The 21,290-nt window shown below is 66.8% G+C and carries 21 protein-coding genes; 7 read left to right on the top strand and 14 right to left on the bottom strand.

Annotation, left to right across the window (positions count from 1 at the left end; translation table 11 throughout):
• Positions 1–166: 166 nt before the first annotated feature.
• Positions 167–1,428 (bottom strand): IS3 family transposase gene (locus A9X01_RS08775; RefSeq protein WP_155771995.1). Its coding sequence is split into 2 segments (ribosomal slippage): positions 167–1,140 and positions 1,140–1,428, totalling 1,263 coding nucleotides; the frame shifts between segments, so codons are not numbered across the junction.
• A 114-nt stretch (positions 1,429–1,542) separates the two neighbouring features.
• Between A9X01_RS08775 and A9X01_RS08765 the strand changes: the two genes are divergently transcribed.
• Entirely contained in the window at positions 1,543–2,070 is a 528-nt protein-coding gene (locus A9X01_RS08765) for a DUF4334 domain-containing protein (RefSeq protein WP_081282276.1), read from the top strand.
• Between the two features lie 22 nt (positions 2,071–2,092).
• On the opposite strand, the gene A9X01_RS31825 is transcribed toward A9X01_RS08765, so the two are convergent.
• The 5 genes from A9X01_RS31825 to stf0 form a co-directional block, all read right to left on the bottom strand.
• Positions 2,093–2,599 (bottom strand): PE family protein, encoded by a 507-nt coding sequence (locus A9X01_RS31825; protein WP_065120364.1) that lies wholly within the window; start codon positions 2,597–2,599, stop codon positions 2,093–2,095.
• 45 nt (positions 2,600–2,644) lie between these two features.
• Positions 2,645–3,763: a YeiH family protein gene (locus tag A9X01_RS08755; RefSeq protein WP_253849029.1), complete on the bottom strand. Its 1,119-nt coding sequence runs from the start codon at positions 3,761–3,763 to the stop codon at positions 2,645–2,647.
• A gap of 148 nt (positions 3,764–3,911) precedes the next feature.
• A complete protein-coding gene (gene cysC / locus A9X01_RS08750) occupies positions 3,912–5,837 on the bottom strand; it encodes an adenylyl-sulfate kinase (RefSeq protein ID WP_065120362.1) in 1,926 nt (641 codons plus the stop codon).
• Positions 5,837–6,754, bottom strand: a complete 918-nt coding sequence (gene cysD / locus A9X01_RS08745) for a sulfate adenylyltransferase subunit CysD (RefSeq protein WP_065120361.1) — start codon at positions 6,752–6,754, stop codon at positions 5,837–5,839. Before cysD ends, cysC begins: the two co-directional genes overlap by 1 nt.
• Positions 6,751–7,554, bottom strand: coding sequence for a trehalose 2-sulfotransferase (gene stf0, locus A9X01_RS08740; RefSeq protein ID WP_065120360.1), 804 nt, complete (start codon positions 7,552–7,554; stop codon positions 6,751–6,753). The genes cysD and stf0 overlap by 4 nt, the downstream gene beginning before the upstream one ends.
• Positions 7,555–7,761: 207 nt before the next feature.
• On the opposite strand from stf0, the gene A9X01_RS08735 reads away from it, so the two are divergent.
• The 3 genes from A9X01_RS08735 to A9X01_RS08725 are packed head-to-tail and all read left to right on the top strand — an operon-like array spanning position 7,762 to position 10,138.
• Positions 7,762–8,004: a hypothetical protein gene (locus tag A9X01_RS08735; RefSeq protein ID WP_036357535.1), complete on the top strand. Its 243-nt coding sequence runs from the start codon at positions 7,762–7,764 to the stop codon at positions 8,002–8,004.
• Between the two features lie 10 nt (positions 8,005–8,014).
• Positions 8,015–9,229 carry a cupin domain-containing protein gene (locus A9X01_RS08730; protein ID WP_065120359.1) on the top strand — a complete coding sequence of 405 codons (1,215 nt, stop codon included), beginning with the start codon at positions 8,015–8,017 and terminating at the stop codon, positions 9,227–9,229.
• Positions 9,230–9,235: 6 nt separating this feature from the next.
• Complete coding sequence (locus tag A9X01_RS08725) at positions 9,236–10,138, top strand: ferredoxin family protein (protein ID WP_065120358.1); 903 nt, start codon at positions 9,236–9,238, stop codon at positions 10,136–10,138.
• On the opposite strand, the gene A9X01_RS31820 is transcribed toward A9X01_RS08725, so the two are convergent.
• On the bottom strand, positions 10,100–11,674 hold the full coding sequence (locus tag A9X01_RS31820) for a PucR family transcriptional regulator (protein ID WP_065120357.1): 1,575 nt from the start codon (positions 11,672–11,674) through the stop codon (positions 10,100–10,102). The genes A9X01_RS08725 and A9X01_RS31820 overlap by 39 nt on opposite strands.
• Positions 11,675–11,757: 83 nt before the next feature.
• Between A9X01_RS31820 and pruA the strand changes: the two genes are divergently transcribed.
• Genes pruA through A9X01_RS31815 form a run of 3 tightly spaced genes read left to right on the top strand, consistent with a single transcriptional unit; the run spans position 11,758 to position 15,920 of the window.
• Positions 11,758–13,389, top strand: coding sequence for an L-glutamate gamma-semialdehyde dehydrogenase (pruA, locus tag A9X01_RS08715; protein WP_065120356.1), 1,632 nt, complete (start codon positions 11,758–11,760; stop codon positions 13,387–13,389).
• Positions 13,389–14,348 (top strand): proline dehydrogenase family protein, encoded by a 960-nt coding sequence (locus tag A9X01_RS08710; protein ID WP_065120355.1) that lies wholly within the window; start codon positions 13,389–13,391, stop codon positions 14,346–14,348. The genes pruA and A9X01_RS08710 overlap by 1 nt, the downstream gene beginning before the upstream one ends.
• Before the next feature lie 33 nt (positions 14,349–14,381).
• A complete protein-coding gene (locus A9X01_RS31815; protein ID WP_065120354.1) occupies positions 14,382–15,920 on the top strand; it encodes a PE family protein in 1,539 nt (512 codons plus the stop codon).
• Positions 15,921–15,922: 2 nt separating this feature from the next.
• Here the strand turns inward: A9X01_RS31815 and A9X01_RS08700 are convergent, their stop codons facing one another.
• From A9X01_RS08700 to A9X01_RS08670, 7 genes are all read right to left on the bottom strand, one after another.
• On the bottom strand, positions 15,923–16,531 hold the full coding sequence (locus A9X01_RS08700; RefSeq protein ID WP_065120353.1) for a TetR/AcrR family transcriptional regulator: 609 nt from the start codon (positions 16,529–16,531) through the stop codon (positions 15,923–15,925).
• 5 nt (positions 16,532–16,536) lie between these two features.
• Entirely contained in the window at positions 16,537–17,706 is a 1,170-nt protein-coding gene (locus A9X01_RS08695) for a lipid-transfer protein (protein ID WP_065120352.1), read from the bottom strand.
• Positions 17,703–18,173: a MaoC family dehydratase gene (locus A9X01_RS08690; RefSeq protein ID WP_065120351.1), complete on the bottom strand. Its 471-nt coding sequence runs from the start codon at positions 18,171–18,173 to the stop codon at positions 17,703–17,705. The genes A9X01_RS08695 and A9X01_RS08690 overlap by 4 nt, the downstream gene beginning before the upstream one ends.
• Entirely contained in the window at positions 18,170–19,276 is a 1,107-nt protein-coding gene (locus A9X01_RS08685; RefSeq protein ID WP_065120350.1) for an acyl-CoA dehydrogenase family protein, read from the bottom strand. Before A9X01_RS08685 ends, A9X01_RS08690 begins: the two co-directional genes overlap by 4 nt.
• A gap of 5 nt (positions 19,277–19,281) precedes the next feature.
• Complete coding sequence (locus A9X01_RS08680) at positions 19,282–19,680, bottom strand: Zn-ribbon domain-containing OB-fold protein (protein WP_065120349.1); 399 nt, start codon at positions 19,678–19,680, stop codon at positions 19,282–19,284.
• Positions 19,680–20,222: an FAS1-like dehydratase domain-containing protein gene (locus A9X01_RS08675; protein WP_065120348.1), complete on the bottom strand. Its 543-nt coding sequence runs from the start codon at positions 20,220–20,222 to the stop codon at positions 19,680–19,682. Before A9X01_RS08675 ends, A9X01_RS08680 begins: the two co-directional genes overlap by 1 nt.
• 14 nt (positions 20,223–20,236) lie before the next feature.
• The coding region (locus A9X01_RS08670; RefSeq protein WP_253849027.1) for an acyl-CoA dehydrogenase family protein at positions 20,237–21,290 on the bottom strand (1,054 nt) is incomplete at its 5' end.

The raw sequence follows: 21,290 nt of genomic DNA, 5'->3' as shown, positions 1-21,290 counted from the left end.
CATCCACGCCGTCGAACATAGGTTCGATGCTAGTGACGGGGCGCCGTTGGAGCCCCGGCCAAACCGCAATCTGTGGATAAAAGCCCAACTGTGGACAAAGCGAACAACCGTACAAAGCAGGCTTTGAACCGCCCCGGGGAGTCCGGAGACTTTTTGACTTGAGGTCTCAGCCGGCGGCTGGCCTCTGGCGTTGAGCGTAGTAGGCCGTCTCAAGCTCGGCCGGCGGGATGTCTGCGCAGTATCGGTGGAGGCGGCGGTGATTGAAGAAGTCGACCCAGCGGGCGGTCGCCAACTCGACGTCCTCGATGGTGCGCCAGGGCTTGGCTGGTTTGATCAACTCGGTCTTGTACAGCCCGTTGATAGTCTCGGCCAGCGCGTTGTCATAGGAACTGCCGACCGCCCCGACCGAGGGTTGGATGCCGGCCTCGGCCAGGCGCTCGGTGAATCGGATCGATGTGTATTGCGATCCCCTATCGGTATGGTGGACAACGTCTTTTAAGTCCATCACACCGTCTCGGTGGCGGGTCCAGATCGCCTGCTCGATGGCATCGAGGACCAGGGTGGTCGCCATGGTGGCCGCCACCCGCCAGCCCAGGATCCGCCGGGCGTAGGCGTCGGTCACGAACGCGACGTAGGCGAACCCTGACCAGGTCGACACATACGTCAGATCGGCCACCCAGAGTCGATTGGGCGCTACCGGGCCGAACTGGCGACCCACCAGATCCGCTGGGCGGGCACCACCGGGATCAGCGATCGTGGTGCGTCTGGCTTTCCCGCGCACCGCGCCGGTCAGGCCGCATTCGGCCATCAACCGCTCCACCGTGCAGCGGGCCACCGTGATGCCCTCACGGTTGAGCGCCAGCCACACCTTGCGCGCCCCGTAGACCCCGTAGTTAGCGGCGTGAACGCGGTTGATGTGGGCTTTGAGCTCGTTGTCACGGACCTCGCGCCGACTGGGATGGCGTTCGAAGTACTCGTAATACGTCGACGGGGCGATCTGCACACCGAGCCCGACCAGCTCGGCGCAGATCGACTGGACACCCCACCGCAAACCATCAGCGCCATCCCGGCGGCCCTGATGCTCAGCGATGAATCGACAGACTAGGGGTGTGGCCGGTCCAGTTCGGCCGCGAAGAAAGCCGACGCCGTCTTCAAAATAGCGTTCGCTCTTCGCAGTTCAGCGTTCTCCCGCCGCAACTTCTTGAGCTCGGCGGATTCCTCAGTCGTGGTTCCCGCGCGGGCCCCGGCATCGATCTGAGCCTGGCGCACCCACTTGCACACCGTCTCGGCCGTGCCGACCCCCAGTAACCGCGCGACCTCACCCATCGCCGCCCACTCCGATTCGTGCTGATCACTGATCTCAGCGACCATCCGCACCGCCCGCTCCCGCAACTCCGGCGGGTACCGCTTCGATGAATCTCCCGGCATGACTCCATCCTTCCCAACAAACGGAGTCTCCGGACATGCCGGGGCGGTTCACTTGTATCCCTACAACGACATTTCCGCTAGTGCGACGGCCGCCCCGGATCAACACTCGTTGCCATGAACATCTCAACCATCACCAACCAAACGCACGAAACGGCGGCCTGCGCGGCCCGCAAGAAATTCATCGAGCTCAAGGACCGCGCCGCACAGCGCCTGGTCACCGGGCCGCAGCGGATGCTGATCCCCGACGTGGTCCTCGACGAATTCTGGGCTTCGTTGGAGCCGACCACCATCGACTTCATGATCGGCGAATGGCAAGGCGGTGAGTTCGACACCGGCCACCGGGAGAACGGAACTCTGGCCCAGATCAACTGGTTCGGCAAGACCTTCAACTCCGCTACAGACGCGCAGCCGCTGGTCTGCCTCGACGCCGATGGCAACAAGTACTTCAACACCGAAAACGGCGAAGGCAGCCTCTGGATGGAGGAATTCCGCGGCGAGGTAACAGCGACGATGATCTTCGACCGGCAGCCCGTGCACGACCACTTCAAGAAGATCGACGACCACGCCGTGATGGGGATCATGAACGGCAAGAACGCCCTTGACAATGGTCGCTACGCCTACTTCTACATGGAACGGGTCTGATCCGGCAGGGAAGTTTGCGCGTTCATGCCCCGGTGAGCGCCCCATACAAGGCTGCATACAGCGCCAGCACCACCACGTGCGCATACAGATCGAGAATGGGTCCCAGCAGCGCGTAGAAGATGGGCCGGAACGCAAGCGACAACAGGTACGAACCGAAGTCAACGAATTGGTTTATCGCGGCGTCGATCGCCCCGGAGACGGCACGAGACACCGAGGTCACAAACGCTTCCAGCGGTTGCAGAAAAGCAAAGTTTGCGTCTTCGGCGCTCGCGTAAGCCGTTGCGCTGCCACTCAATTGCTGCACGAACCGGTCATGGAACGCCTCTACCTGACCGGCCAGCCCTTGGTATTCCTGGGCATGCTCATAGAACAGTTGCGCGATACCCGCCGACACCTCGTCGGCCGCGGCCGGCGGAACTGCCAGGGGGGCGGCCGCGGCCTCGTGCGCGGCGCGGAGCGTCGAACCGATGGCCGCCAAATCCGTGGCCGCCACCGCCATCAATTCCGGCGCCGCAAACAGCGAGGACACGGCAAAAGCATCGCACGATCCCTGGCCGAATCACTAGAGAAAATGCTAAACGGCGACACCCCAATGAAGTAGGCGGGACGTCAGCAGAACCAGCCCCAGCGAAACCGTCGCCACGACGACCAGACCAACGATCGCCACGAGCAGTGGGCGCCAACCGGTTCGGGTGATCTGGCGGATGTCGGTATTCAGTCCGACCCCGGCGAAGGTCAACAGGAACGCCCATTTCGACACGTTGGCCAAACTGGTGGTCTGCCCCTTGCTCAACCAGCCCAGCGTCGCGATCGCCGAGACGGCGAGGAAGCCCAACACGAACTTGGGGAACTTCTCCCAGATGAACGCCGCCTTGGCACGTGCGCCCGGCGCGATCTCATCGGCCTGCCCGCGGGCAGCCCAGTACAACGCGAAACCCAGCACGACGAAGCCGATCAGCGCGTTCCGCGTCGACTTGACCAGCACGGCGATCTTGCCGGCCTGCTCGGAGTACAGGTAACCGGTGGCGGTCGTCTCGGCGGTGTTGTCCACCGATAAGCCTGCCCACAAACCGAATTCGTAGTCGTTGAGCCCGATCAGGTGCCCGAGCGGTGGCAGGGCGAACAGCGCCACCGCGCCCAACGCCAGGATCGCGGCAATCGCGTAGCTGACGTCGGAGTTGCGGGCGCGGATCACGCCTCTGGCGGCGACGATGGCCGATACCCCGCAGATGGAGGTCCCGATCGCCAGCAGCGAGCCGAGCTTGCCGGACAACCCGAACCCGCGAGCCGCGAGCAGGATGATGGTGCCCGCGATCGTCATGTCGACCAAGATCTGCGCCAGGCTGGCCCCGCCCAGTTTGGCGATGTCGCCGAGCACGAAGCGCGAACCCAGCAGCACGATCCCGATTTTCAGCCAGAACTCGTAGGTCAGCACCCCCGGCCGGAATATCCGGTGCAGCCCAACGGTGTTGGCGATCAGCAGGCCGATCAGGATGGCCCACAGGACGTACTCGATGTCCGGCACGGTCCAGTGCTGCCGCTTGGCCAGCGCATTCCACCAGATCTGGGCGTACTTGCCCAGCACCCCGACGCCGATCAGGAGCAGGATGCCCGGGACATAATCCAATGGCCGACGACTGGTGAACGCGTCCTCGGTCGTCGTGTCGTCGGCCGCTACGCCGACGTCGCTCACCACGGGATCCGGGGCAGCACGTCGGCCACCGCCAGCACCACGACCAACCCGGCGAGCAGGGTCGCCCACCAGTCCAGTGAAACCCTATGCATTCCCAGAATGGTTTCGTGCCAGCCCAATCAGACCAAGCAATTGGATCGCGCTGAATCTAGTTCCCGGGCCGCGGACTGCGCTCGTTGAGCAACTCGATCACCTTCGCCGCGAGTTCGTCGATGTCGGCACCGGTGGTGTCCAGCACGAGATCCGGCTCGTCCGGCGGCTCATAGGGTGCGTCCACGCCGGTCAGGCCCTTCAGCTCACCCCTGCGGGCCCGCGCGTAAAGTCCTTTCGGGTCCCGCTTTTCGCACTCTTGCAATGACGTGGCGACGTGCACCTCGATGAACGGCAGCTTGGCGGCGTCGTTGAGGGCCCGCGCGGTCTCCCGATCCGACTTCAGCGGTGAGACCAGGGACGCCAGCGCCACCACACCGGCGTCTGCCAGCAACCGGGTCAAATGTCCTACCCGCCTAATATTTTCGGTGCGGTCACCGGGGGAGAAGCCCAAGTCGTCGGACAGGCCGTGCCGCAGGTTGTCGCCGTCCAGTAGGTAAGCCATCCGGCCGGATTCCACCAGCGCGCGCTCCACCGCGACCGCGACCGTCGATTTGCCGGACGCGGGCAAGCCGGTGAACCAGATGGTGGCACCCGGCTGCCCGGTGGCCTGCCAGCGGTGCTTGCGGTCCAACGCGGAGGGATGCCAACGAATGTCGCTGCGGGCATGCGTGCCCGGCTTGACCTCGCGCGCCTCGATGATGGTGCCGGCGCCGACGGTGTCGTTGCTGGTCTCATCGATCAGGATGAACGAGCCGCTGTCGCGGTTGTCGTCGTAGGGGTCCGCGATGATCACCGAGCTGGTCCGAAGCGTCACCGTGCCAATGTCGTTGAGCGTCAACTCGACCGGCTGATCCAACTCGTCGAGTGTCTCGGGATCCAGCCGCGAGTGCAGCTCCTGGACGGTCGCCCGCACGGTCTTCGTGGTCTGCTTCAGCGCCAACCGGTCACCGGCGCGCAGCGGCGAGTCGATGAACCAGCACACGTTGGCGTCGATTTCGCGCGCCAGCACCGGCAGCGCGGCGTCCTCGGCCCCACTGACGAACACATCGCCGCGACCCACGTCGATGTCGTCCGCCAGCTCGATCGAAACAGACAGCGGCGCAACGGCAGTCGTGCGCTCGTCGTCCAGCGTGTCTAGGGCCGTCACTTCCGAGCGGGTACCGGCCGGCAGCGACACCACCGAATCGCCGACGCTGAGGGTGCCGGCAGCGAGCCGTCCGGTGTAGCGGCGGCGCACGTTGTCGGTGGGCCGCGAGACCCACTGCACCGGCAGCCGCAGCCGCGAGGCCTCGGCCTGTGGTGCGGCCAACTCGACGCCTTCCAGATACTCGAGCAGGGTTGGGCCGTCGTACCACGGCGTGCGATCGGAGCGGTGCACGACGTTGTCACCGTGCTTGGCGGCGATCGGGATGACGGTGATGTCGACCTCGCCGAGGCGCCCGGCTACCTGGTCCAGTTGGTCCACGACCTTCCGGTACGCGCCTTCGTCAAAGTCGACCAAGTCGATCTTGTTCACGGTCGCGACAAAGTGGTTGATGCCCAACAACTTTGCGATGCGGGCATGCCGACGGGTCTGCCGCAGCACCCCGGCCCGGGCGTCGACCAGCAGGATCGCCACGTGCGCGTTGGAGGCGCCGGTGAACATGTTGCGGGTATAGCGCTCGTGGCCGGGTGTGTCGGCCAGGATGTAGCTACGGGTCTCGGTGGAGAAGAAGCGATAGGCGACGTCGATGGTGATGCCCTGCTCGCGTTCGGCGCGCAACCCATCCGAGAGCGCGGCCAGGTCGGCCACCCCTTCTTCGTCGGTGACCGCTTCCAGGTGGTCCAGCGGCAGGCTGTCGGTGTCGTGCAGGAGCCGTCCGATGAGCGTGCTCTTGCCGTCGTCCACCGAACCGGCGGTGGTGATGCGCAGCAGCTGTCGCGTCACGCCCTTCGGGTGGACGATTTTCTCGGCTTTCTCGGTCTGATCGGAGGCAGTCATCAGAAGTAGCCCTCTCGCTTACGATCTTCCATCGCAGCCGCCGACGTGCGGTCGTCGGCCCGGGTCTCGCCGCGCTCGGACACTGTGGCCGCGGATATCTCCCGGATGACACCGCTGATATCGGTGGCCTTGGACCGCACCGCTCCGGTGATGGTCAGGTCGCCGACGGTGCGGTAGCGCACCCATTCGGTGTTGGCGGTTTCGCCGTCCTGAGGGCTGGCGTACTCGGAGACCGCCAGCAGGATGCCCTCGCGTTCGAACACCTCGCGTTCGTGCGCGTAGTAAATCGACGGTATCTCAAGGTCTTCCAGCTCGATGTAGCGCCAGATGTCCAGCTCGGTCCAGTTGCTCAACGGGAACACCCGGACCTGCTCGCCCTTCTTGATCCGGCCGTTGTACAGCGTCCACGGCTCGGGCCGCTGGGCACGCGGGTCCCACTGGCCGAATTCGTCGCGGAAACTGAGAATCCGTTCCTTGGCGCGGGCGCGTTCCTCGTCGCGACGGGCACCGCCGAACGCCGCGTCGAAGCCGCCCTCTTCCAGTGCGTCGAGCAGCGTGCGGGTCTGTGCCCGGTTGCGTGACGCGCTGGGACCCGGGTCCGGCACCCGGCCCTTGTCGATCGATTCCTGGACGGAAGCGACGATCAATTTGTGGCCCTGGCCGGTGACCCGGCGGTCGCGGAACTCGATGACTTCGGGGAAGTTGTGGCCGGTGTCGACATGCATGACCGGGAACGGCAACGGAACCGGACGAAAGGCCTTCTCCGCCAAGCGAAGTAGCACGATCGAGTCCTTGCCCGCGGAGAACAGCAGAACGGGCCGTTCCAGTTCGGCGACGACTTCGCGGATGATGTGCACCGCCTCGGCTTCCAGCAGCCGCAGTTCGTCGACGCGGCGTGTCTCAACCTGGACGGTCATGTCGGTAATCCTTCCTTCTCCGCATCCGCCCGGTAGCGGTCCACCCACTCGTCGGAACGTTGGTCGGCCTGGCGCTGTAACACCGGCTCGGGTGCCAGGCGCGGGTCGAGCCCCAGCCGCTCCAGGATGTCGGCGACCACCTGTGTGAGGTTGCGCCACAACACCGGGTAAGAGATTTCGATCGGTTCGACCTTCTCCTCAGCGAACCAGTTCCGCCAGCCTTCTTCCTGGGCGCGCAGCATCCTGACGACGTGGGCGATCGCCCCGGCGTGATAGGTGGCACGGGCATCGCGGACCGGGTCCGGCCGGCCCCGCCACACCCGGGTCTGCACGGCGCGCCAGAACGACACCGCCTGCGACACCACATCGGGGCGATGGATGTGGATCAGCAGCGGGTCCTCACCGACGACGTCGCGGATGGCGGACAGCAGGCCGTCACCGGATCGATCGGGCAGGCCGGCCGCCCGTTCCAGCAGCAGCGGCGTTTGATTCCACATCAGCTTGCCGCCCCACACGCCGTTCGGGGTGCGGCCCACGGTGCGGATGTAGTCCCGCCAGATCTCGGCCGGTGCGAGGTCGGGCTTTCCTTCGTCCAGTGGATCGAGGAGGGCCAGGATCGACTCGTCGTCGACGTCGGCGAACCACTCCCGCGGCTGCGGGGACTGGCTGGTGGTAGGCAGGTACTGGAAGAACTCCTGCGGCTCGCCGGCCACGCCGGTGGCACGCAGGGATTCCACCAGCAGCGTGCTGCCGCTGCGCTGCGATGCCAGCACCAGGTACGACGACGGATGATCGGCCACCCACGCAGCCTAGCGGCAGTGAAAACGTGTGCAACACAGCCACTTAGCCTCATGCTGAAGATAACCCTTGCCGACTGTGCGTCCCCACCGTCGATGTTTGCGGCAGTAAGAGATTCGGGAATCGGCCGGTGTTTCGCCGTTTGGCCGTCGAATCCGGGGGAAACAAGGTAGAGGCAGCAGTCTCGCACCGAAACGAAGGGAACCACCATGCCACTCGACGACGAGGACATCACCACCACGGGCAACGGCGGGGAGGGACTGGCCGACGGCGGGTCGAACCCGGAGGGCCACGACGGCGGCGCGGACGGTTCGGCGGGCGAAGGCCCAGCTGACGGCGGGTCGAACCCGGAGGGCCACGACGGCGGCGCGGACGGTACCGCGGGCGAAGGCCCGGCCGACGGCGGGTCGAACCCGGAGGGCCACGACGGCGGTGCGGACGGAACGGCGTGAACGATCGGCGATGCTGACTCGCTGCGTCGCCACTGGTCCCGAATCGTTCGCCGCTGAACACTGGGGGCGCCGGCCGTTGCTCAGCCGGGCCGGCGCCCTGCCCCGGGACTTCAGCGACCTGCTCTCCCCGGCGGCGGTGGATGAGCTGATCGCCGAACGGGGGGTCAGAGCACCGTTCATTCGGATGGCCAAACGCGGCGACCTGCTGGCGCGGGACTGTTATCTCGGCCCGGGTGGATTCGGCGCCGAGATGCCCGACCAGGTGGACTCGGCGAAGGTGCTGACCCAGTTCGCGGCCGGCGCCACGATCGTGCTGCAGGGGTTGCACCGCCTGTGGCCGCCCGTCATCGACTTCGTCCGCGGCATGGTCGACGACCTGGGTCACCCGGTCCAGGCCAACGCCTACATCACGCCGCCGAACAGCCGCGGATTCGATCCGCACTACGACGTGCACGACGTCTTCGTGCTGCAGATCGCGGGGGAGAAGCGGTGGGTCGTGCACGAGCCCGTGCATCCGGACCCGCTGCCGTCGCAGCCGTGGACCGACCACCGCGCGGCGATCGCCGAACGCGCCGCCGGCGAGCCGGTCATCGACACCGTGCTGGCCGCCGGCGACGCGCTGTATCTGCCGCGGGGCTGGGTGCATTCGGCGCACTCGACGGATTCGACGACGATCCATCTCACCGTGGGCGTCGCGCCGGTGACGCGGCTGGACGTGATGCAGGCGGTGGTGGACGCCCTGGCCACCTCCAGCGAGTTCCGTGAGTCCTTGCCGCTGGGGGCCGATCCCACCGACCGCGACGAAATGGCAGCACTGGCAACCAAAGTCATGGCAGAGGTGGCTGAGTCGATGCGCCACAACGCGACCGAGATCGGCGAGCAAGCGGCAACCCGGCTGACACGGCGGCACGCGCAGCGCACCCGGCCGGACCCGGTCCGACCGCTGGCCGCCCTGGCGGCGGCGGACTCGGCCGGCATTACACCGGTTCGGTGGCGGCGCGGGCTGGCCGGAACGATCGAAAACGACGGCGGCCGTGTGGTTCTGCGCCTCCCGGACCGGACGATGAGCTTCCCGCAGTCGTGCGCGCCAGGGATCCGGGCGCTGCGCGAGGGAGCGACCATCGCGGCGGGTTCCACACCTGGTCTGGACCGTGACGACGCGACGGTGCTGATTCGGCGGTTGCTGCGCGAGGCCGTCGTATCACCCGCGCCCGGCCGGGAATGAGCGGGAATGGCCGCTGGGAAGCGTTCCCCGTGCAGTGACCAATCGCTGGCTCGCAACGACGCGATGTATGGCACAGCATCGGCCGGGCATGCGTGGGCCATGTTCGAAATACCGGGCGCCTGGGGACATTCGGCGTTTCTGAATTCCGAGACGACCCTCGATCCGAAATTGGGCCGGGCGATCGCCCGCCGCGTCGAGGCGGCGGGGATGCGGGTCGCCGCGATACGCAGGCCCGGCCGCCGTGCCGCGCAGCCCCGATGGCGCTGGTTCCTGGCGCGGTCGGACGAGGGTGCGGAGGAGTTGCATCACGGCGAGGTCAGCGGGCCGCAGGAGTATCTCGACATCGCGCTCGACGGTTCCGATGGCCGGCCTTCCACGACTCCGCTGATCGCGGTCTGTGCCCATGGCAAGCACGATCAGTGCTGCGCGGTTCGTGGTCGCGCCGCGACCGCCGCGATCGCCGCGGAATATCCCGAATTGACCTGGGAGTGTTCCCATCTGGGCGGTGACCGGTTCGCCGCAACCATGCTGGTGCTGCCTGAGGGGTTGTGCTACGGGCGGGTCGACTCGACCGATGCCGCCGGACTTGTCCGACTGTACTTCGACGGGCGACTGGACAACAGGTTTCTGCGGGGACGCACCAGCCTGCCGCACGCGGTTCAGGCCGCGCAGTACTTTGTGCGGGCGGCGTCCGGAGAGGACCGCATCGCCGCGTTGTCACCGCTCGGTGTCCAGCGCGGCGAACACCAGATCCGGGTGTTGCTCGCGGGCGAAGCCGGGCCGGTGGAAGTCGTTCTGGTCGAAGAGATGTCCGAGCCGCTGCTGTCCATGTGCCACGCGTCGGTGCCCGGCCGGGTCCGTACCTTCGCACTAGTCGACATCAACCCGCAGGCCGAGCGAAAACAGTAACCGCACATCGGGATTCGCCAAAGAAGTCGCCAAATGCTTTTCGATGCGCCGGATCCGGTAGCGCACCGTGTTGGGATGTACCTGCAACGCCTGCGCGGCCGTGGCGACGTCCCCGAAGCTGTCCAGGTAGAGCCGCAGCGTTTCGGCCAGCGCCGGATCCCGTTCGCGCAACTCGCGTATCCGCGGGTCGACGAGCCGGGGATGATTGCCGATCAGCGTGACGATCTCCTCCAGCAGGACGGTGGTCCGCGCTTCGGTCAGCGAGGTGACCTGCCTGATGGAAACCGGATGGCGTGCGGCGCTGTCCAGTACCCGGTCCACCTCGACGCGCGCCCCGGCGACCGCCGCCAGTCCGTCGATCGGGGTAGCGATCACCGCGCGCAATTGCGCACCCAATTCGGAGTGCAGGGCGGCGATGGTGCCGCGGACCCAGGAGTGCAGCGACCGGCTCGAGGTCACCTGGGGCAGTAGCACATAGATCCTGGAACGGCTCGATGCGATCTGGGCGTCCCGGCGAAATGCGCTCGCGCTCAGCGCCAAAGCATCGGTCAGTCGAGCATTGCTCGCCGTCGAGTCCCAGCCGACGAGCGCACCGGTTGCCTCTATGCCCAAACCGAGGTCGCGTGCGATAGCGGAGATGTCGACGGCATCGTCCTCGCGCAGGCCGAACAGTTGTTGCACCCGTCGGGCATGCGTCGACGGCCTGGCGGCGAGCCGGGCCATGATTCGCGCGGCCAGCACCGCCGCGCCCCGCAGCATCTCGTAGGCGTCGGCGGCCAGCGGCTGCAGTCCCTGTTGCACCCAGATCGTGCCCATGAACACTGGCGAGCGCCGCGGACCCTCGGCCGGCTGGTGAATGCCGATGGCCAGGCGCGGCCGCAATCCCAGTTCCGGCCGTTCGGGGACGTGCACCACTTCGTCGCTCGCTCGGAGCGCGTCGAAGATGCCCCACTGGCCGATCCACTGCAAATGCTCGGGCGGCCCGGCCCGACCGAGAATCGACAACCGCCGAAGTTCGTCGGCTTCGTCGTTGGAAGCCGAGTAGGCCAGTACATGTGACTGCGCGTCCTCGATGCTCACCATGCCGTGGATTCGATCGGCCAGGGACTGCGCCAGGCCGAACAGGTCGGTGCCGGATTCCTCTTGTGGATCGGCGCCCGCGTGGTGCGCGAGTACGTGGTTGACCAGCTGGTATACCCGCTCCCAGCGGGCCTGCGGTTCCACCGCGACCACCGCGGACCCGGCCTGAACCACCGCTGCCGTCAGCGCCTCCGACGGTTCCTTGGCGAACACGGCGACCGGGGCGTCGACCTGTTTTCCGATCCAGCGCAACGCCTCGGCCTGCGAGACCCCCAACAAAAAGAAGGCGTCGGCCGAGCCGGCCGCGGCCGCCAAACCCAACCGCACGTCGTCCGAGTCGATCAGGGCCACCGATGCAACCGGCAGGTCCAGGCCGCGAGGCGCCTCGACCAGCCTCACCATCGTTGCGTCGAGGGCCAGCAGCAGTCTCCCGAGGCTGACACCGGGCTGGGCCATGTTGTCGGATTCTACTAGGACGGGTAGTGCATATTGTCGGATCAGCTAACGGCTCCGGGACCTTACCAGCGGATCCTGGCCATATGGACGCGATCATCAAGGTGCCGATGCCGGTCAACGAACCGGTGCACGACTATGCGCCGCGCTCGCCCGAACGCGACCGACTGCGCAGCGAGCTGGCAGCGCTGGCCGAGAATCCGATCGACCTGCCGCACGTCATCGGTGGACGGCACGTCATAGGCGAAGGGCAACGGATCGACGTGGTTCAGCCGCACCGGCATGCGGCGAAGTTGGGGACCCTGACCAACGCTGTGCACGCCGACGCGTCTGCCGCCGTCGAGGCGGCGATGGCGGCGAAGGCCGACTGGTCCGCCACGCCGTTCGAGGAACGCGCCGCGGTGTTCCTGCGGGCGGCCGATCTGCTCGCCGGGCCGTGGCGGGAGAAGATCGCAGCCGCAACGATGCTCGGCCAGTCCAAGTCGGTGTACCAGGCCGAGATCGACGCGCCCTGCGAACAGATCGACTTCTGGCGGTTCAACGTCGCCTTCGCCCGCCAGGTCCTGGCGCAGCAGCCGATCAGCGGCCCGGGGGAATGGAACCGCAGTGACTACCGGCCGTTGGACGGCTTCGTGTACGCGATCACCCCGTTCAACTTCACGTCGATCGCCGCCAACCTGCCGACGGCACCGGCGCTGATGGGCAACACCGTGCTGTGGAAGCCGTCGATCACGCAGACTCTGGCGGCTTACCTGACAATGCAGTTGCTCGAGGCCGCCGGATTGCCGCCTGGTGTGATCAACATGCTCACCGGCGACGGTCTGACGGTCTCGGATGTGGCGCTAAATGACGCACGGTTTGCCGGCATCCACTTCACCGGGTCGACCGCCACCTTCCAGCACCTGTGGCGTCAGGTCGGTGCCAATATCGGTCATTACCAGAGTTACCCCCGGCTCGTCGGCGAGACGGGCGGCAAGGACTTCGTGGTCGCGCACGCCTCGGCGCGACCGGATGTGTTGCGCACCGCGCTGATTCGCGGCGCCTTCGACTACCAGGGCCAGAAGTGCTCGGCCGCGTCCCGAGCCTTCGTCGCGCACTCGGTATGGCAGCGGATGGGTGATGAATTCCTGAGCACGGCAGCAGAACTCAGCTACGGTGACGTCACGGACCTGTCGAACTTCGGCGGTGCGCTGATCGATCGACGCGCCTTCGTCAAGAATGTCGACGCCATCGAACGGGCCAAAGGCGCGCCCGGCATCACCATCGCGGTCGGCGGCGAATACGACGACAGTGAAGGGTATTTCGTGCGGCCCACCGTGCTATTGTCGGACGACCCCACCGACGAGGCGTTCGCCACCGAGTATTTCGGTCCGGTGCTGGCACTGCACATCTACCCGGATGACCAGTACGAGCGGATCCTCGATCTGGTCGACACCGGTTCGCGGTACGCGCTGACCGGAGCGGTGATCGCCGACGACCGCGCGGCCATCCACACCGCGCTAGAGCGACTGCGGTTCGCGGCGGGCAACTTCTATATCAACGACAAGCCCACCGGGGCGGTGGTCGGGCGTCAACCGTTCGGTGGCTCACGCGGATCCGGCACCAACGACAAGGCAGGCTCACTTCTGAACCTGCTGCGATGGACGTCGGCGCGCACCATCAAGGAGACGTTCGTGCCGGCCACCGACCACAGGTATCCGCACATGGCGGCCGAGTGATGAGCGGCCTGTTCGCGCACACAGTACGGCCGGCGCTGCTCGCTGCCGGCCGGGCCGACGGGTTGCGCCGGGCACTGCAGCGGTCGAGCGTCACCCGCCGGGTGGTGCACCGGTTCGTGCCCGGGGAGACTATCGGCGACGTGCTCAATGTTGTTGCAGCGCTGCGGGAGTCGGGCCTGTTTGTCAGTGTCGATTACCTGGGTGAGAACGTGAACGATGTCGAGGACGCCGCGGCCACGGTGCGGGCCTATCTGGACCTGCTCGGCGCGCTGGGTGCGGGCGCGCCAACCGGCGGGGTCCGGCCGCTGGAAGTGTCGGTCAAGCTCTCGGCGCTGGGGCAGGCGCTCGATCGAGATGGCCAGAAGATTGCGCTGGACAACGCGCGCACCATCTGCGAGCGGGCCAGTCAGGTAGGCGTCTGGGTGACGGTGGACGCCGAAGACCACACCACGACCGACTCGACGCTGTCGATCTCCGGTGACCTGCGGGTTGACTTTCCCTGGCTCGGCACGGTGCTGCAGGCTTACCTGCGGCGCACCCGCGGCGACTGCGAAGAGCTGGCCACCGTGGGAGCCAGGGTGCGATTGTGCAAGGGCGCCTATGACGAACCCGCATCGGTGGCCGACCGGGCCGGCGATGACATCACCGACTCCTACCTAAGCTGCCTGCAGGTGTTGATGGCCGGTCGCGGGTATCCGATGGTCGCCTCGCACGATCCGCTGATTCTCGAAACCGTCCCGCGCCTGGCTCGCGAATCTGGGCGCAGCCAAACGGAATTCGAATACCAAATGCTGTACGGCGTCCGCGAGGACGAGCAACGCCGACTGGCCGGCGACGGCAATCAGATGCGGGTGTACGTGCCATTCGGCACCGAATGGTACGGGTATTTCATGCGGCGCTTGGCAGAGCGACCAGCAAATTTGGGATTCTTCCTGCGTGCCCTTCGAGCTTATGCTTGATGCCGATAGTGCTGGCCGTGGAGGAGGGCCGCGATGTCGACTCTGATGGTTGTGCCCGAGATATTGGCGTCGTCCGCCGGAGAATTGACGGATATCGGATCGGGGTTGACCGCCGCCAATGCCGCGGCCGCCATCCCGACGACACGGATACTGGCGGCCGCTGCCGACGAGGTGTCGGTGGCCATCGCGTCGCTGTTCTCCGTGCAGGGCAAGGCTTATCAGACGCTCGCGGCGCAAGCCGAGGCGTTTCGGCAACAGTTCCAGCAAGCGCTCAACGCCGCGGCGGCCGCCTATGCGGGGGCCGAGGCCGCGAGCGTATCCCCGCTTGAGATGTTCCAGCAGCAGTTGCTCGCCGCGATCAACACCCCGACCCAACTCATCCTCGGGCGCCCACTGATCGGCGATGGGGCCAATGCGACCATGCCGGGACAGGCCGGTGGTGCCGGGGGGATTCTGTACGGCAGTGGCGGCGCCGGGTACACCAGTACGGCCGCGGGAGTGGCCGGCACCGATGGTGGTAGCGCCGGGTTGATCGGTAACGGCGGGCCGGGCGGGGGTGGTGGCCCCGGGGCCGCCGGCGGCAGGGGTGGCAGCGGCGGGCTCCTGTACGGCAACGGCGGCGCCGGCGGTAATGGCGGCATTGGTTCGATAGCGGTTTCCGGCGGCATCGCGGGTGCCGGCGGTGATGCGGTTCTGTTCGGTCATGGCGGCAACGGCGGGGTTGGCGGGAGCGGCAGGGGCGGCGGGTCCGGCGGATCCGGCGGCCTCGGTGGTCTGTTCTACGGCAACGGCGGTACCGGCGGCGCGGGTGGCGCAGCGATCGTCACCGACGGCGGCGCGGGCGGTGCCGGCGGTGCGGCGGGGTTTGTCGGCAACGGTGGGGCCGGCGGGGCCGGCGGTTTCGGGAACACCGTCGGCGGAACCGGCGGGGCCGGCGGCGGTGGCGGGCTGATCGGCGACGGCGGTGCCGGCGGAGCGGGCGGCGAAGGGTTCAGCAGGCAGGGCGGGTTGGGCGGTCAGGGCGGCTCGGCCCAGTGGATCGGCAAGGGTGGCGGTGGCGGCGCCGGCGGCGTCGGCAACGATGTGGGCGGTGCGGGCGGCAGCGGCGGCGGGGGCGGGTCGCTGTATGGCGGCGGAGGAAACGGCGGTGCCGGCGGGACAGGCACTGTCGAGATGGGCGGCGCGGGTGGCTCCGGCGGCCGAGCCGGGGTGATCGGCGACGCCGGTGCGGGCGGGGCCGGCGGGTTCGGCCAATTGCACGGCGGCAACGGTGGATTCGGCGGGGCCGCCTGGGTCATCGGTGCGGGCGGGGCCGGCGGCTCGGGCGGAGGCAGCGGCAACGTGAATGGAGCGGGCGGTAGCGGTGGCGACGGTGGGCTGCTCTACGGCAATGGCGGCAGTGGCGGCAACGCCGGTACCGCTGGGGCTAACGGCAACAACGGCGGCAGCGGCGGAAACGCGCTGCTGATCGGCAACGGTGGTAACGGCGGCAACGGCAGCGGCACCCAGCCGGGCGGCGCCGGCGGATCGGGCGGGCGGTTGTTCGGTAGCGACGGCCTGGCCGGGTCGTAACGCTACGTTGCCCGCCGCGGCCGCGCGCGTTCAGTGGCAAAGCCGCGCACCACAAACGAACTGACGAACTCGGCCACCACGTCGGGGTCGTCCATGTCCCGGACCGGGGACAGGGTGCTGAAGAGCGAGAACAGGATTCGTGCGAACCATTCACCGGCTGCCTGCACATCGAGATCCTTGCGGACCTCGCCGGTGAGCTTGGCCGCCGAAAGATACGGCGCGAAGAAGTCGATGCATTCCCGCAGCAGCACGGCCGCGTCCTTGGTGAGCAGCAGGCTGATCGCATCCTCGTCGAAGTATTCTTCCGACGCGATCGCCCGTCGTGCTTGTGTCACGAAAACCGCTGCGTTTGAGAGTTTTTCTTCCAGTGAGCCGCCGCGGTCCATGGCCCGGGACATCTCCCGGTAGAACTGCTCGGAGGCCTGCTCGGCGCATGCCTCCAAGATCTCGCCCTTGTCCCGGAAGTATTCGTAGATCGTGCTGCGGGAGACGTTGGCCATGCGGGCGATATCGACGATCGTCGTCTTGAGCAACCCGTGCTTGCGGAAGCAGGCATAAGCGGACTCGAGGATGAGCTCACGGGTTTCGGTGGAGGTCGCCTGGGTCATCAGCGAACCTAGTCGGATCTGGCCAGAATCAGCCCGCTGGTGGGCACACCCGTCCCGGACGTCACCAGCACGTGTTCGACATTCTCCACCTGGTTGTATGAAGTGCCCCGCACCTGACGAACACCCTCGGTGATGCCGTTCATGCCGTGGATGTAGGCCTCACCGAGCAATCCTCCGTTGGTGTTGATCGGGAACTCGCCGCCGAGTGACAGTCGCTCGACGGTGGCGAAATCCTTGGCTTCGCCGCGCCCGCAGAAGCCGAGTTCCTCCAGTTGGGTGAACACAAACGGCGTGAAATGGTCATAGATGAACGCGGTTTGGATGTCCTGGGGCTTGAGGCCCGAATCGCGCCACAACCGATCTGCCACGACACCCATCTCGGGGAGCCCGGTGATGTCGTCACGGTAGTAGCTCGTCATCATCTCACCGTTGGCGGCCGCGCCCTGGGCCGCGGCGGTGATGATCGCCGGCGGCTGGCGAAGGTCTCGAGCTCGTTCGGCGCTGGTCACCACCAGTGCGACGCCGCCGTCGCTCTCCTGGCAGCAGTCCAGCAGACGCAACACCGGTTCGATGATCCACCGTGAATTCTGGTGGTCTTCCAGCGTGATCGGCCGTTCGTAGAACCACGCATCGGGATTGCGGGCCGCGTGCGCACGGTCCACCACCGCGATCCGTCCGAAGTCCTCGTTGGTGACGCCGTAGGTCGACATGTAGCGCTGCGCGTGCATGGCAACCCACGCGGCTGGGGTGATCAGCCCGAACGGCGCGTAATGCGCCATGAACAACGGCGTTTCGGCGCTGGTGCGTCCGCTGCCGCCGAACCGGAAACCGGAACGCTCGTTGAACGCACGCCAGCACACCACCACGTCCGCGACACCGGTGGCGACCGCCATCGCGGCGTGCACCACGGTGCCCGCCCCCCCGCCCCCGCCGTGGTGCACCCGGCTGAAGAAGCTCAGGTCACCGATGCCTACGTTGCGCGCGATGTCGATCTCGTCGCTGGAGTCCATGGTGAAGGTGACCATGCCGTCGACGTCGCTGGGCTGCAACCCGGCGTCGTCGAGCGCGGCACTGACCGCCTCACAGGCCAATTGCAGTTCGCTGCGGCCGGATTCCTTGGAAAACTCGGTCTGACCGATCCCGACGATCGCTGCGGCGCCGGGCAGCGTGCTGCTCACGCCTGGCCCCCTTCCGAGGTCTCGTCGAGCAGGCTGAGCACCGCGGTGCCCGAGACGTGATTGCCGAGACTGTTGGCTCCCTGGAACGTGACCTCGACGAAATTCTCACCACCCGTGCCCGCGGTCTTACCGGTCACCGAGCCGGTGAAGCGCAGTGGGTCGTCCGGAAAGCTCGGCACGCCAAGGCGAATCGACAGTTTCTTGACCATCGCTTCGGGTCCCGCCCAGTCGGTGAGGAACCGCACGCAATACCCGTTGGTGGTCAGGATGTTCATGAACAGATTCGGCGAGCCCTGTTTGTTGGCGTAGTCGCGGTCGTGATGTACCGGCATGAAGTCGCGCGACGCGATCGCACCCGCGACGATCATCGTGGTGGTGATCGCGACCTCCAGCGGGGTCACCTCGTCGCCCTCCGAGATATCATGCCACGCCAGGGTTTTCCGGGTCGGGGTGGCGGTGGTCGTCATGCGTGTCCTTCCGAATACGTCGCGCCGAGATGGGCAAGTTGCTGGGACGCCGAACCGAGGATGAGTTCGTTGTATTTCGCCCACAGGAAGTAGCGGTGCAGGGGATAGGTGGTGTCGATGCCGATGCCGCCGTGGACCTGCTGAGCCGTGGCCGCGACTCGCGCGCCGGCCTCACCGGCCCAGAACTTCGCGATGCGCGCCGCCCGGTCGGCCGGGCGTCCGTTGGCGACGAGCCACGCCGCATGCCAGGTGGTCCACCGGATCGCCTCGACGTCGATGAAGGCGTCGGCCATCCGTTGCTGTACCGCCTGGAAGCTACCGATCGGCCGGCCGAACTGCTCGCGCTCGGTGGTGTAGCGGGCCGCGATGTGCAACGCGCGATCCGCGACGCCGAGCTGGATGGCGCACAGGGCGATCAGCGCGCGCGTGTACAGCGAGTCGATCCCGCCGGCCAGCCGGTCTTCATCGGAAACCGTTGCGCCATCCAGGGATACGTCGGCGTGCGGGTCGCGGTGGGTGGTCTTGGCCGGACGGATGTCCACGCCGTTCGCGTCGGTCGCGAGCAGGAACAGTCCGACGTCGCCATCGCCGGTGCGGGCCGGAATCAGCACCGTGTCGGCGAGTTGGGCGGCCGGCACCAACTCCTTGGTCCCGTCCAGCCGCCAGTTCGGCCCGTCGCGCCGTGCGGTGGTCGCGGGGCGGGTCGGGTCCGAGCGGCCCGGCTCGGCCAGCGCGGCCGTCAGGATACGTTTGCCGGCAACGACATCCGGCAGAAACCGGCGTTGCTGCTCGGCGGTCCCGTGCCGGGCGATCGGGTCGGCGCCGAGCACCAGCGTGGCGTAAGCGGGAACCGGGGCCACACTCCAGCCGACCTCGGCGAGCAGGACGCCGAGTTCGACGAACCCGCCGCCGTTACCGCCCACCGATTCCGGCAATGCGGTGCCGAGCAGGTCGACGGCGGCAAGTTCCTTCCACAACGCCTGGTCGTACCGCACATCACCGGCTTCCAGCTCGGTGAGCCGCTCCGGGGTGGCGCGGCGTTCGAACAGGTCGCGGGCGAGTTTGGCGATGGTCTCCTGCTCTTCGGTGAACGTGAAATCCATGGTGTCTACCCGCGCGGCCGAAATTGGTGCAGGACAAGGTCTCCGTCGAACGTCTGGAAATAGACCTCGACCGGCATCCCGACCGTGATGTCGGCCGGGTCGATGTCGGTCAGGTTGGACACCAGCCGAACCCCCTCCTCGAGTTCGATCAGCGCCACGACATAGGGATAGTCGAAGAACGGAAACCGCGGCTGGTGCGGCATCACGTAGCTGTACACGGTGCCCCGGCCGCTCGACTCGATCGCCGTCCAGTCCAGGGACCGGCAGTGCGGGCACATCGGTCGGGGCGGATGGCGCAGCGTGCCGCAGCCGTCACATTGCTGGATCAGAAGTTTGTTCTCGCGCAGACCATCCCAGAAGAACTTGGTGTCCGCACTGATCGTCGGAGGCAGTCGCGTGGCCATCACTTCGCCGGCCTGAATCGGAGCACCCGGAAACGCTGGCGGCCCAGCACTTCACCGTGCTGGTCGGTGTAGGTGGTCAGCCAGGTCAAAAAGAACCCCGTCCCCAGCGCCGTGGTCTTCTCGTCGGATACCGACTCGTAGACCGTCGTCGAGCTGATCACGTCGCCCAGCCGTGGGTAGCGTTCGATTTCGAATTCCGAGTTGGTGGCCACCGTGCTGGTGTAACCGGCTTCGTCGAGAAACGCCGTCGGGTTCGACTTGATCTCCATCGGCGCGCCACCGCGCTCACCGATGCCCTCGAGCTTGGGCGCAGGCATCGTCCACGTCTGCAGCATCACCGGCGGCGAGACGATGCCACCGAACCGGGACGTCGCCGCGTATTCCGGATCGATGTAGACCGGGTTGAAGTCGGCTAGCGCGTAGGCCCAGTGCCGGATCATCGGCTGGTTGACCGGATCCGGTGCCACCGACGGCTTTCCGCTCCCGCCGGTCGGTTTCCCGACGAGAGCACGCACCTTGCTCAGCAGCTCGGTGTCTGTCATCTACCTTGCCTTCCTTACTCTTTCGTGGTGGCCCGCAGGTCACGGGGGGCGCGCGGCATGCCCAACCCGGCCATGGCGATGATGTCGCGCTGGATCTCGTTGGCGCCGCCGCCGAAGGTGTTGATCACCGCTTGCCGGTACGCCGTTTCCAGCGCACCGCGCAGGGGAGCGTCCGCGCCCTTGCGCACCCCATTGCCGTCGAGCACTTCCAGCAGCTGCCGGGCGACCTGCTGGGTGAGTTCGGTGCCGAACACTTTGGCCGCCGACGCCTCACCCATGTTCAACACCCCTTTGGTCATGGCCGCGTTCACCCGCAGATTGACGAGTTTGTATGCGGCGACCTGAGCCTCGACCCGGGCGAGCGCGAGCTGGACCCACGGCTGGTCGATGACGCGGCCGTCGTCGAGCTCGGTGGTGGTGGCCCAATGCAGGGTCTTCTCGAAGAGCGGCTCGAGAGCGCCGAGGTTGCCCAGTGCGGCGCGCTCGAAGTTCAGCTGGGTGGTGATCAACTGCCAGCCCTGGTTCTCCTCGCCGACCAGCGCGCTGACCGGAACCCGCACGTTGTCGTAGAAGGTGTAGAAGGTGGAGATGCCCGGCATGGTGTGCAGTGGCTGCCAGGAGAACCCGGGCGAGGAGGTCGGCACGATGAGGATCGAAATCCCCTTGTGCTTCTTGACATTCGGGTCGGTGCGCACGGCCAGCCAGATGTAGTCCGCATACGCCGCGCCACTGGTGAACATCTTCTGGCCGTTGATCACGTATTCGTCACCGTCGCGTACCGCGGTGGTGCGGATCGACGCCAGGTCGCTGCCCGCTCCCGGCTCGGAATAACCGATGGCGAACTCGACGCTGCCGTCCAGGATCGCCGGCAGGAACTTCTGCTTCTGTTCCTCGGTGCCGCGCTGCATCAACGTCGGGCCCACGGTGTTGAGAGTCACCAGCGGAATTGGGGCACCCGCCCGGCGCGCCTCTTCGGAGAAGATGAATTGCTCGATCGCCGAGAACATCGAGGGCGGTCCGGCGGTGCGCGACTGTGTGCGCGCATTGGCGGCAGCCAACCTGCTCGGC

It is taken from the genome of Mycobacterium asiaticum (assembly GCF_001668675.1).
Classification (GTDB): domain Bacteria; phylum Actinomycetota; class Actinomycetes; order Mycobacteriales; family Mycobacteriaceae; genus Mycobacterium; species Mycobacterium asiaticum_D.
The sequence above is the reverse complement of the archived record's forward strand: the minus strand, read 5'-3'. Positions and strand labels throughout refer to the sequence as shown.